Source organism: Segatella copri, from assembly GCF_019249655.2.
Classification (GTDB): domain Bacteria; phylum Bacteroidota; class Bacteroidia; order Bacteroidales; family Bacteroidaceae; genus Prevotella.
The window spans coordinates 640,428-659,239 of the sequence record NZ_CP137557.1 but is presented as its reverse complement, the minus strand read 5'-3'; the positions used below and the strand labels follow the sequence as shown (position 1 = coordinate 659,239).

At 48.1% G+C, this 18,812-nt stretch carries 8 protein-coding genes; 5 read left to right on the top strand and 3 right to left on the bottom strand.

The features are described 5' to 3' along the window. Positions 1-15: 15 nt before the first annotated feature. Positions 16-3,384: a M6 family metalloprotease domain-containing protein gene (locus KUA49_RS02575; RefSeq protein WP_218412988.1), complete on the bottom strand. Its 3,369-nt coding sequence runs from the start codon at positions 3,382-3,384 to the stop codon at positions 16-18. Between the two features lie 179 nt (positions 3,385-3,563). Next, complete coding sequence (locus KUA49_RS02570; RefSeq protein WP_318331663.1) at positions 3,564-6,044, bottom strand: hypothetical protein; 2,481 nt, start codon at positions 6,042-6,044, stop codon at positions 3,564-3,566. A 419-nt stretch (positions 6,045-6,463) separates the two neighbouring features. Between KUA49_RS02570 and KUA49_RS02565 the strand changes: the two genes are divergently transcribed. From KUA49_RS02565 to KUA49_RS02545, 5 genes are all read left to right on the top strand, one after another. After that, a complete protein-coding gene (locus KUA49_RS02565) occupies positions 6,464-9,451 on the top strand; it encodes a SusC/RagA family TonB-linked outer membrane protein (RefSeq protein ID WP_218412990.1) in 2,988 nt (995 codons plus the stop codon). 26 nt (positions 9,452-9,477) lie between these two features. Further along, positions 9,478-11,022 carry a RagB/SusD family nutrient uptake outer membrane protein gene (locus KUA49_RS02560; RefSeq protein WP_218412991.1) on the top strand — a complete coding sequence of 515 codons (1,545 nt, stop codon included), beginning with the start codon at positions 9,478-9,480 and terminating at the stop codon, positions 11,020-11,022. A 37-nt stretch (positions 11,023-11,059) separates the two neighbouring features. Beyond that, positions 11,060-11,962: a hypothetical protein gene (locus KUA49_RS02555; protein ID WP_218412992.1), complete on the top strand. Its 903-nt coding sequence runs from the start codon at positions 11,060-11,062 to the stop codon at positions 11,960-11,962. 244 nt (positions 11,963-12,206) lie between these two features. Continuing rightward, positions 12,207-14,327, top strand: a complete 2,121-nt coding sequence (locus KUA49_RS02550) for a M6 family metalloprotease domain-containing protein (protein WP_218412993.1) — start codon at positions 12,207-12,209, stop codon at positions 14,325-14,327. Positions 14,328-14,379: 52 nt separating this feature from the next. Beyond that, complete coding sequence (locus KUA49_RS02545) at positions 14,380-16,443, top strand: Omp28-related outer membrane protein (protein ID WP_218412994.1); 2,064 nt, start codon at positions 14,380-14,382, stop codon at positions 16,441-16,443. 118 nt (positions 16,444-16,561) lie between these two features. Here KUA49_RS02545 and KUA49_RS02540 read toward each other — a convergent pair whose 3' ends face one another. Next, positions 16,562-18,751 carry a glutamine synthetase III gene (locus tag KUA49_RS02540; RefSeq protein ID WP_203041660.1) on the bottom strand — a complete coding sequence of 730 codons (2,190 nt, stop codon included), beginning with the start codon at positions 18,749-18,751 and terminating at the stop codon, positions 16,562-16,564. Positions 18,752-18,812 lie beyond the last annotated feature (61 nt).

Below are 18,812 nucleotides of genomic sequence, written 5' to 3'. Positions count from 1 at the left end.
TGATGCTATTATTTATTACTTGATGATAATCTTGCTGCGATGGGTCTTGCCCTCGCCACTTACGCTGATGATAGCCATGCCGGTGCCTGCAGGAACCTGGAAGTTCAGACTGCCAGAGCGAGCCTCAGCGGTATAGAGCTGAATACCTGCAGCAGATGTACAGGTCACGGTGTAGCCTGCCTTGATGCCATCTACCTGGATATTGCCACCGTTCACGCTGATGCCGAAGCCGGTACCCTCGATGACATCGTGGATGCCTGTAGAGGTATTTGCCTGGTAGTAAACAGGTGCAGACTCATCGTAGTAAAGGTTGCCCTTACCTGAAGCTACCCAAACACGGTACTTGCCCTCATCATACTCGCCGTCTTCCTTGTTGGTAATAGGAATCACGTTGGTTGGCACAGAACCGGCTGCCAAGTCCTCATAAACCTTACCGTCGTTGTAGGTAAGTGTGAGATACTTGATACGGCCATTTCTACCGCCATTCTTGAACTTGAAGCGCAGCTGTCTGTACTTCTTGTTCTCCAGATAGGTAGAGTAATCCTCTTCCTGACCTTCTGAATCATATTCCTTCAGGGTAATCTTGGAACCCACGGCATTCCATGTCTTGCCATCCTCAGTACCCTCGATGCTCAACTCAGAAGAACCGAGCGGACCGGATGCTGTGACGATGAACTTGCAGTCCTTGATGCCGTCAGGACAATCCTTCAGGGTAACAGAACCATTGCTGCGGAACTGGATAGAACCTGTGCCCAGAACTACATCACCCTCTACATTCTGATAGAAATCCATTGGGGTGAACACGGTCTGCAAGTTGGTCTTATTGGTCTCTCTACTGAGGCAGAGATAGTAATTATCAGCACCTTCCACAGGGCTCCATGATGCAGTAAGCACGCTCTCGCTGGTTCTCTCCAGCTTCACGTCCTTAGGAGTACCGAGCTTCTGGGTTACCATCACGTTCCACAACCAGAGGTCGTTCTGCATTCTCTCTGAGCAGACACGGAAGGCTACATAGATATCCTTTCCGGCAAACTGGCTCAAATCTACCTCCTCAGCATGCTGAGCACCGAAGTAATCGGCAAAAGAGAAACGCTTCACTAGGTGGAAATCGTTCAGATCGTTGGTCTTGGTAGAAACCAATACCTCCAGGTCTTCAACGCCTTTCTCTTCTGTCACACCACGGGTGAAGAACATCACGCCCTTCTCTGGCACGTGGAAGCGGCGACGGCTGATGAGATAATCATCTGCATCGTTCCAATAGTTCAGAGAATAGTGAACGGCCTGGGCACCCTCGTCCTGATACCAGGTGGTACCATCGCCATTGTGGTCGATAATCTGCCATCCGTCAGGGTTGCCGTCTGTCCAGCTCAGGAAGTTTCCGTAGAATGGAGTATCCAGGGTTACGTTGGCGTATGCCCACTCGGTGGTGAATGGAACCGGTGAACCATATACTACGCTGCCATCGCTCATCTTCATGTAAGAACGTACGCTGTAGGTGGTTCCTGGCTGCAAGTCCTTGGCTGTGAAAGAAGCATCCTTGATATTCTCTACCTTGCCTGCTGCGCTCACGCCATCGGTGAGGGTTGGGTCGGCAGAAGCACCTTCCTTCCAGCAGAAGCCTACCTCATCCACATCTACCTTGTTGCTTTCGATGTTTGCCTTGAAAGTGGCCTTGGTATCGTAAATCATCTCAGGCACAAGTGTCTTGATGAAGTTCCACTTGCTGGTACCGCCATTAACCTGGAACATCACGTTGCCGTCCTGCTCCATGATATTGGTGATAGGCACGTTAACCGGTTCCTTCGCCCAATTCAGGGAATTAGGGGTGGTGGTGTCGGTGAAAGATGTATTGGCTGATTTACCTGGATAGGTATCGCCGCTACGGGTCACCTCGTTGTCGATGCCGTCGGCTGGCACGATATACATGCAGCGATGCTTGGCACTGTTGTTTGGTCCGTTGATATCCCACCAGTCTTTCTTCATCTCATCGGTATAGTCGTAATGAGTGATGAGCAGACCATGACCCGGGATATACTTGTCCCAACCTGTCTTCTGACGGTTTTCCAGGATGAACCATTCCATACCTGTACCTGGGGTACGGTCTGGCTGGCAGTTGATGAAGCGTGCCTTGTTGTCGGCGATAGAAGTCAGGGTAACATCCTCAGGGTTCTTCACCTCTACGATGTCCTCGCCTTCCTTCATCCAGCCCATCTGCATACGCTCGAATGCCATCAGGCAAGGAGGAGTACGGCTATCGTTGTTGTAGCTGCCAGAGGCATAAAGGCTGTAGGCACCCGGGTCGATACCCTTACCATTGCTGGTATCATCGGTGTCGTACATATCCTTGAGACCCAGCACATGACCGAACTCATGGGTGAAGGTTCCGATACCATCCATAGATGGAACTACAGGAGCACCTGGCATACCTACCAGCTCGGCAGAGCAGGAATAGTCGTGAATCAAGATACCATCGATGGTGGTGTTATCGTCCAGATACCAGCTGTGTGGCCAGATGTCATCACCATTGGCAGTACTTGCCTCGCTGTAACCGGCATAGATTACGTAGCAGTTGTCCATGATGCCATCGCCATCGTTATCAAACTGGCGGAAATCCAGATCAGGATTGTTCTTCTTGGCGAGTTCCACAGCCTCCTTCACCATGTCGCGTGGGTTGGTATCAGTACCGCTGGTACTGCTGCTGTTGCCACCATAGTAAGCTGTTGGCTTGGAAAGGGTGTATGGACCCACTACCTTGAAGTTAGGGATAAACTGACCCATGGAATTGTCGCGGTAGTAATCCTTCACACTACCCGTACCGCCGTTCTCGCTGTAGCCAGGCTGGTTCAGCCAGTGGTCGAAGTCCTGCTGGGTGTGTCGAAGCACGCTATCCTGGAAGTTAACCAGGACCACCAGATACTGCGATTCCTTGACAGCAGCCTCTCCGGTTCTTGTTTCGGCAGCATACTTGCGGGGAGCAACGATGCGGCGGCTCAGGAACTTGTTAGGCGCCTTCTTCATGATAGGGGTTTTGCTCAAGATGTCGGCAGTGGCATCTTTCGCACTGGTCAATGACTCCAGGAGTTTCTTCTCCTTTTCAGATCGCGCATCCACATTGTGGGCTCTCTGCCTGGTCATCACTTTCTTCTGGGTTTTCCAGTCGTAATCCACGTAACAGAAATAACCCTTCTTGTCCTTGTTCAGGAGAAATCCATCCGTGGTAGTAACGAAGTGGAAATTCTCATCACCTTGTATTCTTACCAACAAGGTGGTGCCGTCAGGCTGCCGCATCGTGATTGGATGGGGATATGCCTTGATAGCCCAGGTGGCCTGGGTATATCCCGCACACAAGACGGAAGCCAAAAGCAGTCTTTTGAGACCTCTCATAGTTTTCTCGTTTTTTAATGTGTATAAATATAATAATTACTTAATTCTTTTCTCTTTTCCTGATAGAAATAACAGGTTGAAAGCAGGTGATATTTTGACGAAAAAGGGCGCAGGCGGAGTTTTCACACCCCACTTGCACCTTTATTATATAATGTTTTGTCTTATCACACTATGACCCATTACTTCTTGACAACAATCTTCTTGGTCTTACCGTTAGACTTGATGATGTATACACCATTGCCTGAAATCTGGTTCACCTGGGTACCGTCCATCTTGAAGATAGATACCTTGCTGTCGCCAGCTGCCTCGATGTTCCAGATGCCTGTAGCCTCATCACTCAACCAGGTGAAGTCGGTAGCACCATAGGAATCAACAAACTGGAAGTAAACATCGCCAGCTGCTGCCATCTCCTTGGTAAACTCACGAACGTATGATCCGTCAGGAAGCGTTACGTAATCAGCTCTTATCTCCTCGGCATTGGCGCCATTCTTGGCATCCTCCAGACTGTTGTAGAGGGTAGTCATCATATAGTCGCTCAGGCGGAAGGTGGTCTTGCCTGCTGGGAGTGAAGCCTTCATCCATACAGGAGTACTGCGAGAAGCACCTGTAATGGTTACGGTCTTACCCTTGGTGATAACCAATGGATTGGTTACAGTTTCACCTGGCTCAGCCTCATGCTTGGTAAACTTGATCTTGCTACCGGTAACCTTACCTGCGATAACGCAGTGGATATAGAGCTTATCGCCCTTGCTAACGATAACCTTACCCTTATATACGGTGACTGAAACACTACCAAAGTTCTCAGTACCCATCATGGTAGTTCCGTATGGCTCCTCATTCTTGAAGACTTCGATGCGGTCGCTGCCACCATTATAGCCTTGGTCGCAGGCGAAGTCGAGAACACCATCCTCAGTTACGTTATACTGCAACCAGAGGTCAGCAGCACCTGCCTTGGTGAATGTATATTCATCATCCTCCATGACGATAGGGTTGGTGCGAGACTCACCGGCAGAGAACTCCTTCTCTTCCAGATACATGGTTGTACCCTTGGCTGCACCAGATACCTTAATCAGATAAGTGGTTCCGGCAGTAGCCTCGATAAAGAAGTCGGTACCCTTGTTGATGGCAGTGTATTCACCATCATACATGCCTGTACCTCTAGGGAAGCTGACGGTAACACCTGGTTCAACCTCCACATTGAGCTTGCCATTCTTGGTAGCTGTATATTTGAAGTATTCTGTGCCCTCTACGGTGATTTCGTTTTCACCCTCCACAGCTTCAGCTGGGTTTGTTGCAAGAGAGCCCTTCTCTACATCCAGATATGAAACCTTGAATGCCAATGGATTATCCTCATTGGCTGTAACCTTCAGGATGTAAGTAATATCGTAAGACTGGCCACCAACGAAGGTCTTCAGCAAGCCATCCTTTACTGTAGCAGCACCATACTCGCCATTCTGCTGGTTGTAGAAGATGATAGATGTAGCTGCATCGAGATTGGCATCAGTCTCAACCGTAACAAATTTCTCTGTGTTGGCAGGAACCGTGAGCTTATAATAATAGGTACCCTTGGCACTAGGCAAAGTCTTCTCTACAGGGAGTTCAGTCAATTCGAAGGCTGTATTCACAGTCTCACCTGGCTGGTATTCCTGCATTTCTGCCTTGATTACATCCTCGGCATCAGAATCCTGCAACTTGTTCACTACAATATAATAGGTAGTACCTGTATAAGGAATCTCAACGCGAACATTATAGGTACCAGGCTCAGAAGAAGCCGCTACCTCCTGATAGGTGATATTGTTCAAGTTGGAATATACCTTTACCTGACCGCCAGCAAGCACAGCATCGCTGGAGATGTTCAGATAACCCGTCTTGGTAGGAGTATAAGTAAAGTAATAGTCGCCCTTCTCAACAGGCACCTTGTTCTCACCCTCGTTCAAAACGAATGGCATCTCAAGAGAACCAGCCTTCACCTCTACGAGCTTAGAGTTTGCAACGACACTACCCTGAAGATTCAGTGCGATGGTATAAGTCTTACCCTTCTCTACGCTTACTTTCAGCACATATCCGCCTGTAGTCTGGTCATAGACTGTAGAAACATCATTACCATTCACATTGGCACCTGAAACATAGCTTGAGAAAGCGAGCTGAAGCTGCGCAGTCTTCTCGGCTGTATAGGTAACATAGGCAGTAGTGTTCTCATACTGAACACCCAGCGGATTACCCAGGAACAACTCCTCACCTACCTTCAACTCGGCAGGATTGTCCTGAGAGAGACCCTTGCCATAAGAAGACATCTCAGACAAGTCGAGGTTGAAGCCCGACTCACCCGTCATGTTCATGATGAAGTAGTAGGTCTTACCCTTTTCCAAGGCATACGCTTTAGAAGGATACTTCAAGCCCGCACCACCCAGGGTGAGTGAATCTGTTCCTTCTACCGATGTAAATACAGTAGGAACATTGCTTGATCCAGACAATGGAGATACCTTGGCAAGATAGTTCTTGTCTGCTGTAAACTTCCAATAAGTGTTCTTAGCCTCACTGCTCTCTACCTTATAGGTATTCTCACCCTTCTGGGCATCGAGAGCAGATTCAATTGATGTCTGTGCCATTGCTGCTGAAGAAAGGCACAATGCTGTCGCAAAAAGTAAAACTTTTCTCATACTTTCGACTTTTAAAATTATAATATTTAAATTTATTATCCGTAACTCATCACGCCCTATGAGCGTTAATCTTCCTCCATTTTGGCGGCAAAGATAATAATTTATATTGAAACTCACAAGAATTTTTGCATAAAAACTGCATAAAACTAACATTTACTAACAAAAATACATTAATGAATATAAAAAATAGCAAATTTCACCCTTTTTTGGTTTACAAAACGTCAAGTTATCCGAAAATATAGCCATTTATTTTATATTTTCTCAAAAACATTTGGAAGAAAGATAAATTTTGCTTAATTTTGCACCGATTTCAGGGACACCCCTTCTATCAGGGGCTAAAAATGACGAAAAAAATTAGTAGAATACACTTTAAAGTTAAAAATAGTAAGTAATAACAATAAAAAGAAAAAAAGAGATCTATGGAAAAAAGACTCATGATGTTTATTGCTTGCGTCTTCCTGAATTTGGGAATGGCGCTGGCACAAACTCACGTTTCTGGTGTAGTTACCTCTTCTGAAGACGGTTCACCGATTATCGGTGCATCTGTAAAGATTGTGGGTACTACTTCTGGTACAGTGACCGACATCGACGGTAACTTCGCTCTTGATTTAGAGAGCAACAAGGCCGAGCTGGAATTCAGCTATATCGGCATGGTGACCAAGAAATTGAAGGCATCTGAAAAGATGCAGGTTGTTTTGGATCCTGACACACATGTACTTGAGCAGGTTATCATCACCGGTTACGGTGCTGCCAAGAAGTTGGGATCTGTAGTTGGCGCTATTTCCAACATCGGAGAAAAGAAGTTGGAAACGGTCGTAACCCCTAACTTTACTGATGCGCTCGCCGGTCAGGTATCTGGTTTGTCTGTTCTGTCATCTGCCGGTGACCCTTCACAGGCTGCACAGATCCGTCTGCGTGGTGTCAACTCTATCGGTTCTTCTAACCAGCCTCTGTTCATCCTCGATGGTTCTCCTATCACTGCTAGCTTCTTCAGCACATTGAACCCATCAGACATTGCCAACATCACCGTGTTGAAGGATGCTGCGTCTACCTCTATCTATGGTTCGCGTGCTGCCAACGGTGTTATTGTCATCACTACCAAGCAGGCTAAGTACAACGAGTCGGTTCAGCTCACCGTAAAGGCACAGTATGGTATCTCTTCTGCTACCAGCAAGGGTGAAGAGATGATGAACTCTCAGCAGTACATCCAGTTCCGCGACATGATCGGACAGCCTGTGAACGACAATATCCGCAACCTGGTAAACAAGTATGGTATCAGCACCGACTGGCGCGACGAGATGATCAAGAACTCAGCTCCTACTTCTGATATCAACGCTACCTTGCAGGGCGGTGGTCAGACCATGAACTATTTCGTGTCATTCAACCACCATCAGGAAGATGGTTTGATTGAGGCTTCCAACATGCGCCGCAGCACATTGGCTGCCCGCATCAACTCTCGTCTGAACAAGTTCTTCAAGGTGGGCTTCAGCTCTAACTTCGGTGTTCAGGACTACAGCCAAAACAGCATGTGGGCTGACAACAGCAAGACATACGCTTCCAACCCATTGGTTGCTGCCAAGATGGCATTGCCATACGATACACCTTATTATTATAGCTTCGACGAGGCTGGTAATCTGGTAAAGGGCGACCGCGCTGCCGGACTTCTCTATTCTCAGTTCCTGCTGCCTTGGTTCACTGTAGCCAATACAAAACAGGACCGCAAGAATGTAACCATCAACCTGTCGCTGAACGAGCAGTTCACTCCTCTTGAGGGATTGACTTTCACAGCCCTGCAGTCTATGTTTGGCTACGACCTTACATCAGACAGAGCTAGTCTCCCATACGATCAGTTCACTACCCCAATGGGTCAGGTGATTGATGCTCATACCGGTGGTGTTGCTTCAGACTTCAGCCGCTACTATGCTTACACATTGACTCATACAGCAGAGTTCCGTCATAACTTCGGTCCTCATTATGTAAACCTGCTGCTGGGTGAGGAGACCCGCATCCAGAAGGGTCGTGGTTTCGGTATCGTAACTACTGGTCAGACCGACGTTCGCCGCATGTTGCTGAACACAGCTACAACCATCACTCCATCAGCCCAGACTGACAGCCGTTCAGAGGAAGTAGCCAACTCTCTCTTCGGTACTGCCGAGTATAACTTCAAGGAGAAGTACTACGTATATGCTTCACTCCGTTTCGATGGTAGCTCTAAGTTTGCTCCAGACCACCGTTGGGGTACCTTCGGTTCCCTCGGCTTGAAGTGGAATGCCAAGCGCGAAAGCTTCCTCCGTGGTGTTAAATGGCTGGACGACCTGACCGTGAGCGCCAACTATGGTACTACCGGTAATGACTCAGGTGCCGGTTCTTACGATTTCTACGGACTCTTCGGTTCCGGCAGCAACTACAACGGCGAAGGTTCCATCGATATCACCCAGGCAAGCAACGACAAGTTGACTTGGGAGAAGGTGAGCAAGCTGAACATCGGTTTGAACTTCGGTTTGTTCAACCGTGTTACCGTGGATGCCAACTTCTATCGCAACGAAACATCTGATATGCTGATGGAGATTCCTTACTCTATGACCACAGGTTTCACCTCGGGTATGGGTAACATCGGTAACATGGTAAACAAGGGTTTCGAGACAACCGTAAACGTTGACCTCATCAAGACCAAGGATATGAGCTGGAGTGTATCTGCCAACATCTGCTACAACAAGAACGAGATTACAAAGCTGTTTGCAGGTCGCAACGAATACGTGCTTTCAGGCACTGGCCTGAAGTTGCAGGTGGGTCATGCCTACGGTGAGTTCTACAATGTACGCTATGCTGGCGTAGATTCACGCACCGGTGAGCCTATGTGGTACGACAAGAACGGCAACATCACCAAGACATACGACGAGACCAACAACTCTGTGTTCCTGGGCAAGAACCGCTATGCACCATGGATTGGCGGTTTCGGCACCAACTTCACATGGAAGGGCCTCAGCGTCATCGCAGACTTCGCTTGGCAGTCGGGCAAGTACATGCTCGTCAACGACAATTACTTCATCAAGAATGCCAACATGGGTACCTCTTACAACCAGAGCGTAGACATGCTGAACGTATGGACTACTCCAGGTCAGGTTACTGACATTCCAGCTTATGGTTACGATATCTACATCGACGACCACATGCTGAGCAATGCATCATTCCTGCGCATGAAGACACTGACCGTTCAGTATCAGTTGCCAAAGAGCTGGATGCAGACCATCCGTTACATCAAGGACATCAAGGTGTTCGGTATCGCCCGCAACCTCTTTACCATCACTTCATTCGAGGGTTACGATCCAGAGCCAGACAAGAACCTGGTTCAGTTCAACTATCCAAACACCCGCCAGTTTGTGATTGGTGCAGAGTTAACATTCTAAACAAAAAGTATTATTAGAAAAGAATTATGAAGAAGATATATTTTTCATTGATGCTTCTGTGCGCGATGGCGTTCACATCCTGCAGCATGGACAAGGCTCCATACGGTTCGCTGGATGACAACACAGCCATCGAGAAGGAGAAGGACCTTCGCCAATTCCGCAACGCTCTCTACACCAACCTGCGTGCGGTGACATCTGGTTCATGGCTTTACCTGTCAGATGTACAGATGGACGAGTTCCACGGACTGATCAGCAACGGTAACCGTCTCGGTCAGTTCTCAAACGGTTTGATCACCATCACCGACGGTGACGTTTCCAGCAAATGGAGTGGCAGTTATTCCATGATTGCCACAGCCAATGCCATCATCGAACGTGCAGCTAACATGCAGGCAAGCGATGCCTTCAGCGAGACAGACAAGATTGCCTTTGCTCACTATAATGCCGAGGCACACTTCGTTCGTGCTTACATGTATTTCTGGTTGGCAGACCACTTCTGCCAGTCATATACACAGTGTGATCCAACCAAGGCTGCAAGCGGTCTGCCTCTGACCACTGTCTATAAGCCAACAGGTAATCTCAACGACTACCCTAGCCGTTCTACCCTGGCAGAGACCTTCGCTCTGATTGAGGAAGATATGCAGAAGGCATACGATGGTTTGGTAGCATACGAGAAATCGGGTGTAAAGGTTGCCAAGGAAGAGGCTCAGCCTCTGGCTTACATCCATTCACAGACCGTTCAGGCTCTCCAGGCTCGCGTTGCCTTGGTTAAGGGCGACTGGGCCAATGCAGCTAAATATGCAAAGGCTGTCATCAACAGCGGCAAGTACAAGTTGACCACCATCAACGACTATGCCAAGCTCTGGACCAAGGACGAGGGTACAGAAATCATCTTCCGCCCTCTGATGACTGCACAGGAGTTGGGTGGTTCTAACGGCGAATACTACGTAAGTGAGTCGGAGACCAAGGCAGACTACATTCCAACAGCTGCCGTCTTAAAACTCTTTTGGGAGAAGTTCGAGGGTGATGTTCGTGCCGATGTATTCCTGAAGCAGTATGACAACCTGCAGGTAGAGGGTAACAGCTACGAGGCGATGGTTTTCAACAAGTTCCCAGGAAACTCAGACCTCCGCACAGGCAGCAACAACAACCTCATGAACATGAGCAAGCCATTCCGCCTCTCAGAGATGTATCTCATCGTAGCCGAGGCAGAAGCTCGCCAGGACCACAAGGAAGAGGCAAACAAGTATCTCAACATTCTGCGCAGCAACCGCATCGTGGATTATGTAGCAGAGAACTATTCTGTACAGAAGACTCTCCTCCAGGAAATAAAAGAAGAGCGTGAGCGTGAGTTCATCGGCGAGGGTATGCGCATGAGCGACATCCGCCGTTACGGCGAGGGTTTCGAGCGCAAACCTAACCACGACGAAAACGAGGAGCTGAACGACATCATCGTGAAGCAGGGCAGAGCATTGAAATATACTGCAAACGACTACCGCCTCACCTGGCCTATCCCTAAGGCAGAGATGGATGCCAACCCTCACTTGGCTGGTCAGCAGAACCCAGGCTATTAATATAATAATGTAGTAATCAACAAGAATTCATTTGAATATGAAATACATCAAATTATTAATGTTGCTGGCTGTGGTCACCTTCTTCGGTGCCTGCTCTAGCGACGATGACTCTTGGAACTCTGCTGCTGACGTAACAGTAAGCATGAAGAATCCTACCATGGTCATCAAGGAGAATATGGGCCTGACCAATGTGCCTATCGAGGTAAAGGGCAAGACCAACGGTAATGTGTATGTTACCCTCGCAGTGAAGGAAGTGGGCAGCAACCCTGCCAAGGAAGACGTACATTATTATATTACAGACAAGACCATCAGCATTTCAGACAGCATCGGCTATGTAGAGGTAGAGCCTGTAGATAATGATGAAATCAACGCCGACCGCACCTTCGAGATTACCATCGTAGAAGCTAAGGGTGCCAAGATTGGCAATGCAACAACCCAGGTTTCACTGAAAGATAATGACTCTCAGATTTACGAGAAGCTTCAGGGTAAGTGGAAGCTCACTGGTGTAAGCCGCCAGGGTGCACCAATGGAGAGTGTAGTGAAGATCATCGGTGCTAGCGACGATTCAGATGGCGACTACAACAATACTCTGTATCTCACAGGTATGGCTGTAAGCTCTTCTTCTGCACGTCTGTCATTCCACTATGACGAGAATAAGAAGGAGGGTTATGTAGCATTCGACAACCTGGGCAAGTATAACTTCATCGAGGGTTACGACTTCACCAAGGATCTGGGCTTCATGGGTAACATCATGCTGCACAACCTGTCAAATGGTCAACTCACCTCAACCCCTATCAAGGGTACATGGAGCGAGGACTGCAAGGAGATTGTCTTCGACCAAGACCAGGTATTGTTCGGTGGTATCTATACCCCTGGTGGAACCTTTACCGGCTATGAGTTCTTCAGCGTAACGAAGATTAAGCTCACAAAGGTGAAATAAAGTGAAAGCATTAAGTTGATATATTAAAGAGAGAGATAACACATGGAAGCATTGGGTTATCTCTCTTTTTTTGCAGATTTCATCCCTCCGAACTTACAAATTGAAAGGATGAGGGGAAAAGAACATTTTGAAAAGCAAATGTAGCTTAAAAAATGTAAGCTAATCTGCTGAATCTCAATTTTTATGCTTAACTTTGTCAACGGATAAAGAAATTAGTTATAAGACAACTTTAATAAAACGTTTTATGAAGAAAAAACTGTTAGTCCTCATGTCTATGTTGCTGGCGGTTTCTGCTATCCATGCAGTACCAGCCAAGCGAGGCATTTGGAAGACCTTTACACTCAAGAACGGACAGGCAGTCCAAGTTCAGTTGTGTGGCGATGAGTTCCTGCACTTTTGGGAAGACAAGGCAGGCAACCGCTATTCTTACGACACCTCAGATGGCTTGAAGCCAGCCAACATGGCCCAGCTTCAGGAGCGCAGCAGAGTGATGCGCCAGCAGGCTTGTCCTGAGAACATCATCAAGAAGAACCTCCTTTCCGGTAACGCTAATGGCAGCACCAGCATCACAAGAGGTGTTTCCTACACCGGCAAGAAGAAGTGTCTCATCCTGCTGGCTCAGTTCTCCGACAAGAAGTTCACCATGGATGACCCTAAGGCTTTCTACAACCGCGTGGCCAACGAGCCAGGTTTCAGCGAGGGTAAGTTCAAGGGTAGCGTGGCTGATTACTTCAAGGCGCAGAGCAACGGCAAGTTTGAGATGGATTTCGACGTAGTGGGTCCTTACACCCTTGGTGAATCTGCTTACTATGGCAAGAACGATGGCGATGCACAGGACGTGAACGTTCAGGCGATGATTTCAGGCTGTCTGGGCAACGCCGTGGCTGAAGGTATCGACTTCGCACCATACGACTGGGACGGCGACGGTCAGGTAGAGATGGTATTCGTAGTCTATGCCGGTCGTGGCGAAGCTACAGGCGGTGGCGATGACACCATCTGGCCACACAAGGGAAGAATGGTTTCTCCTGTTGCCTGCGGCAAGAAGACCGTAGTGGATTATGCCTGCTCCAACGAGCTTTCTGTATCTAACGAAGTGGATGGCATCGGTACCATCTGCCACGAGTTCTCTCACTGTCTGGGCTATCCGGATGCATACGATGTGAACTATACAGGCCTGTATGGTATGGGTACCTGGGACTTGATGTGCCAGGGTAACTATAATGACAACGGCTTTACTCCTGCCGGCTACACCGCCTACGAGAAGTATGCCGCAGGCTGGATTACCCCTATCGAGCTGAAGGAGAACACATCGGTATCAGGAATCAAGCCTCTGGCTGATGGTGGTGATGCCTACATCTTCAGAAATCCAAATCATGCCGATGAGTACTATCTGATAGAGAACCGTCAGCAGAAGGGTTGGGATGCAGCCCTGGCTGGTTCAGGTATCATGATCAACCACATCGACTACAACCTGAAGGCATGGAATTACAACATTCCAAACTCCATGATGGCTGGTGTCAACGACCATGAGCGTATGACCTTCGTTCCTGCCGACAACGTGAAGAGCGAGAAGACAGAGGAGTATGATGCATGGCCTTACGGCAACAAGAACCGCCTGGCAAACAACACCACTCCTGCCTGCACATCTTATAATCTGAACACCGATGGCACCAAGTTGATGAACATCATCCTTTCAGATATGGCTATCGCTGCAGACGGTACGGCATCTTTCACTTTCCAGAACCTGAACAAGACTGCAACAGAAGAGAATTATATCTTCCAGGAAACATTTGACAAGTGTCTGGGTACAGGTGGTAACGACGGTAAGGGCTTCTATACAAGCGGCAACCCTAACCAGTTTGCCAATGGTGCATTCGCATCAGACAAGAACGGCTGGACATCTAATGTACAGACCTACAAGGGAGGTTTCCAGTGTGCTCGCATAGGTAAGCGAAATGCCACCAACATCACCTTCACCTCTCCTGAGATCAAGATCAACGGCGATGTAACTCTTACATTCAAGGCAGCTCCTTACGCTCAGTCAAGCAAGACAATGACCGTAAGCGTAAGCAACGGAACTGTAGAAAACGGCACATTCAACCTGATGCCAAACCAGTGGACAGAATGTACAACCAAGATTACAGCCAACGGCAGAGTGAAGATTACCTTCGCATCAGATGCATTCTTCATCGATGAGGTATACGTATCAGAAGGCACAACTTCCGGCATCAGCAACATCGAGTTGGGCAACAAGGAGGTTAAAGCATATTACAATGCCCAGGGCGTTCAGTCTGACGTACCATTCTCAGGACTCAACATCGTGAAGTTCACCGACGGTACAGTAAAAAAGATATATAAAAAGTAAACAGATATATCCTTTAGAATCATAAATATAAAAATATAAATAGAACAAGACAATGAGAAATATTTACTTGATGTCAGCAGCACTTGTCTTGATGACAATGTCTGCCAACGCTCAGAGTATGAAGCGCATCAACAAGGAGGCAACAGCCAAGACATGGGTAGAGACTGCCACTCCACAGAAGGCAGCCAAGAAAATAGCAACCCGTGCCGGAGAATTGGAAGCAAACCAGCGCTATATCAACTATAGCTACGACGAGAGCTATGTATGGCCATCAGGCATGAAGGGCGCCAAAGGTACTTTGTCTCTGGGTACCATCTTCTACAATGATGCCTTCAAGAAGTATGAGGGCTGCAAGATTGTAGGTGCCCGCTTCTTCCTGACAGCACCTATCGGCAACAGTAAGGTTACCATCTGCAAGATTGACGATAAGGGAAATGTTACCAACGCCATTGCAGAGAAGGAGATTGCTACCACACAATTGCATTGGAACTACGTTTGGTTTGATGAACCATATACCATCGATACCAAGGATTTCTATGCGTTGTTGCCATTTTACAATTACACACCAGAGCAGGTTGAGTCAGAAAAGCCAATTGGCTCTTCTGGTACATACGTAGGTCCTTATGGATTCCTCGCCTTTGGTGACATCTATGAAGATGGCCGCGATGAATCCAAATGGCAGTGGGAGCCTATCTCTGCCGGATACGATGGTTCTAACCTGATGATTCAGCTTATCATCGAAAAAGAGGATGGTACTTTCATTCTCCACGATTTGGTAATGGACAAGATTGCTGCGGTTCCATTTGCAAAGAAGGGCGATAAGCAGGTATTGGCGTTCACATGCCACAATGAAGGTCGCGACAACATTACAAATGCCAAGTTCGCCCTGGAAATGGACGGCAAGCGAATCGGCTCTTTCACCTATAGCAAGGACAATGTAGCTGCTGATCAGTACAAGGAAATCACTGACGCAGATTATACAAACATCCCTGTACGTCTTAAAGTAGATGATGCCTGGACCACCGGTGACCACAAGGTTACCATCTACCCAGTAGAAATCGAGGGTAAGGCTCCAGAGGGTGAATTGAAAAATGATACATTGACAACCAACTTCAAGGTCTATAAGGAGAATTTCGACCGTACCAAGAACCTTGTAGAGTTCTATGCATGCCAAATGTCAAAATACACCTACTTTGCAGACCAGGTACTCACCAAGACAGCCAAGGCTCGTGAAGACGAAGATCTTGCTATCGTTTCTATCCACGGAGAACGTCAGCAAGTAAACGAAGATGGATCTGTAGAAACATTATCAGATGTATTCACTGTGCCAGAGGCTAACAAGTTGGCCAACTACTCTACTCCATCAGATGGTTCCGGTGCCTTTAACAGATACTTCTACGACAATGACGTGATCAATTACGACAAGGCATTGACAGTGAACATGGCTGCTCAGAAAGCAAGCGACCAGGACAATGTTGTTAGCATGCTCAACACAATCATCAACGAGTCTGCAGCATATTATCCATCATTCTCAACCATCAGCATTGACTCTAAACTTGATGATACAACAGGCAAGCTGAGCATCAAGGTAATGGGTAAACTGATCAACCAATATCAGAAGCTGATTGGAGACGATGCACGCCTCACCATCTACCTCACCGAGGATAAGGTAAAAGGCAAGCAGAACACCGGTGGTACCATGGCAAAGCCTACCACCCACAACCATGTATTGCGCAAGATTGTGACCGGCACACTCGGTGATGCTCTCCAGACCAACGGCAACAGTTACGAGAACGACTATGAGGTAGAGCTTGATGATGCTTGGAAGAGCCAGAACATGCATATCATTGCGTTCGTAAGCCGTCCTATGAAAGAGACAGAGAAGGATGGCAAGACTGCTCTTGCATCTGCCATGAACGATTTGTGGGTAGATAACACCAACATGGTAGCAGTTGGCGACAGTGACCTTACCGGCATTTCTAACATTATCAACTGGAATGACGTGAAAGAGGTGGGTCGCTACACCATCGATGGTCAGAAGTTGAATGCTCCAACAAAGGGTATCAACCTCGTGAAGCTTTCAAATGGCCAGACCATCAAGGTTGTTGTGAAGTAATATGAAATCATATTAAAGCAATATGAAGTCATAAAATGACAAAGATAATAAAAAAAGAGTGCACTGTAACAAACAATGCACTCTTTTTTTATTATCTCAATTCCTAATCCAGGAAATATTATCTGATGAACAGCAGCTCACGATACTTTGGCAAGGTCCAAAGTTCATCGGCTACGAGAAGCTCGAGCTTGTCTATCTGATAACGGATTTCCTCCATCTTTGGAGCCACCGTGTCATGATAGGCTACAGCCTTTTCGCGCTCGCTCTCTATCTTGTTCGCCACCTTGCGGGCATCTACCAAAGCCTCTACACCACGCTCTATCGACTCGGTGCGCTCGGCAATCTCACGGATAATCTTCACGTTACGGGCTGTCAACTTCTTGCCTTCCTCGCCACCGAAAATGTGGATCATGCCCTCTACGTTCTTCGCCAGACGGCTCTGATAGTGGGTAGCCACAGGGATGATGTGGTTCATGGTCAGGTCGCCCATCACACGAGCCTCAATCTGAATCTTCTTGGTATAGGTCTCCCACTTCACCTCGTTGCGCGCCTTCAGCTCGCTCTCGCTCATCACATTGGTCTTGGCAAACATCTCGATGCTCTCCTTGTCCAGATAACGGTCGAAGACCACTGGGCAGGATGCCTCGCAATCCAAGCCACGCTTCTGAGCCTCTTCCTTCCACTCATCAGAATAGCCATTGCCATCGAAGCGGATAGGCTTGCAGGTCTTGATATCCTCTCTTACGATGTCGATGATAGCCGAAGTCTGGTCCTCGCCCTTGGCTATCAAGGCATCTACACGAGCCTTGAAGTCTTCGAGCGCCTCAGCTACGGCAGCATTCAATACGATGAGAGAAGATGCGCAGTTGGCCTCTGAACCTACGGCACGGAACTCGAAACGGTTGCCGGTGAAGGCGAATGGTGAGGTACGGTTGCGGTCGGTGTTATCAATCATCAGCTCTGGAATCTCAGGGATATCCAGCTCCATACCCTTCTTGCCGGCAAGAGCGAAGAGTTCTTCCTTATCAGCCTTCTCGATATGGTCGAGCAAATCGGTGAGCTGCTTGCCCAGGAATGAAGAGATGATGGCTGGAGGTGCCTCATTGGCTCCAAGTCGATGCGCATTGGTAGCACTCATGATAGAAGCCTTCAACAGTCCATTGTGCTTATAAACACCCATCAAGGTCTCTACGATGAAGACTACGAAGCGAAGGTTATCCTCCGGAGTCTTGCCTGCTGCATGCAGCAGTACGCCAGTATCGGTGCAGAGGCTCCAGTTGTTGTGCTTACCCGAACCGTTGACGCCAGCGAATGGCTTCTCGTGCAAGAGAACACGGAAACCGTGCTTATGTGCCACACGCTTCATCAAACTCATGAGGAGCATGTTATGGTCAACGGCAAGATTGCACTCCTCATAGATAGGCGCCAACTCAAACTGGTTTGGAGCCACCTCGTTATGGCGGGTCTTGCAAGGGATGCCGAGTTCAAGTGCCTGGATTTCCAGATCCTTCATGAAAGCCTGCACACGCTCAGGGATGGTTCCGAAATAATGGTCGTCCATCTGCTGGTTCTTTGCTGAATCGTGTCCCATCAGGGTACGACCCGTGAGCATCAGGTCGGGACGTGCCGAGTAAAGGCTCTCATCTACCAGGAAGTACTCCTGCTCCCAACCGAGATTGGTCTGCACCTTCTTTACCTGTGGGTAGAAATAGTGGCACACCTCGGTAGCCGCCTCACTCAGGGTATGGAGCGAGCGGAGCAATGGAGCCTTGTAGTCCAAAGCCTCACCTGTATAAGAAATAAAGATGGTAGGGATACAGAGGGTATCGTCGATGATGAACACAGGCGATGTAGGATCCCATGCAGAATAGCCACGAGCCTCGAAGGTGTTGCGGATACCACCATTAGGGAACGAGCTGGCATCAGGCTCCTGCTGCACCAGCAACTTGCCAGAGAACTCCTCAATCATACCACCCTTTCCGTCATGCTCCACAAAGGCATCGTGCTTCTCGGCAGTGCCCTCGGTCAATGGCTGAAACCAGTGCGTATAATGCGTTACCCCGTTTTCCTCAGCCCAGAGCTTCATGCCGGCAGCCACGGCATCAGCGATGGAACGGTCCAGACGAGTACCATTATCTATTACATCGATGAGTTTCTCGTACACATCAGATGGCAGATACTTGTACATCTTCTGGCGGTTGAATACATACTTGGCGAAGTACTCCGAAGGGCGCACCTTGGGAGTCTTCACCTCTACAGGTCTTTTCTTAAAGGCCTCGGCTACAACCTCAAATCTCAAATTAGCCATTCTTCTTTTATTATTTTTATAAGTTTGCGGGTGCAAAGTTACGAAATAATTGGCTAACTGC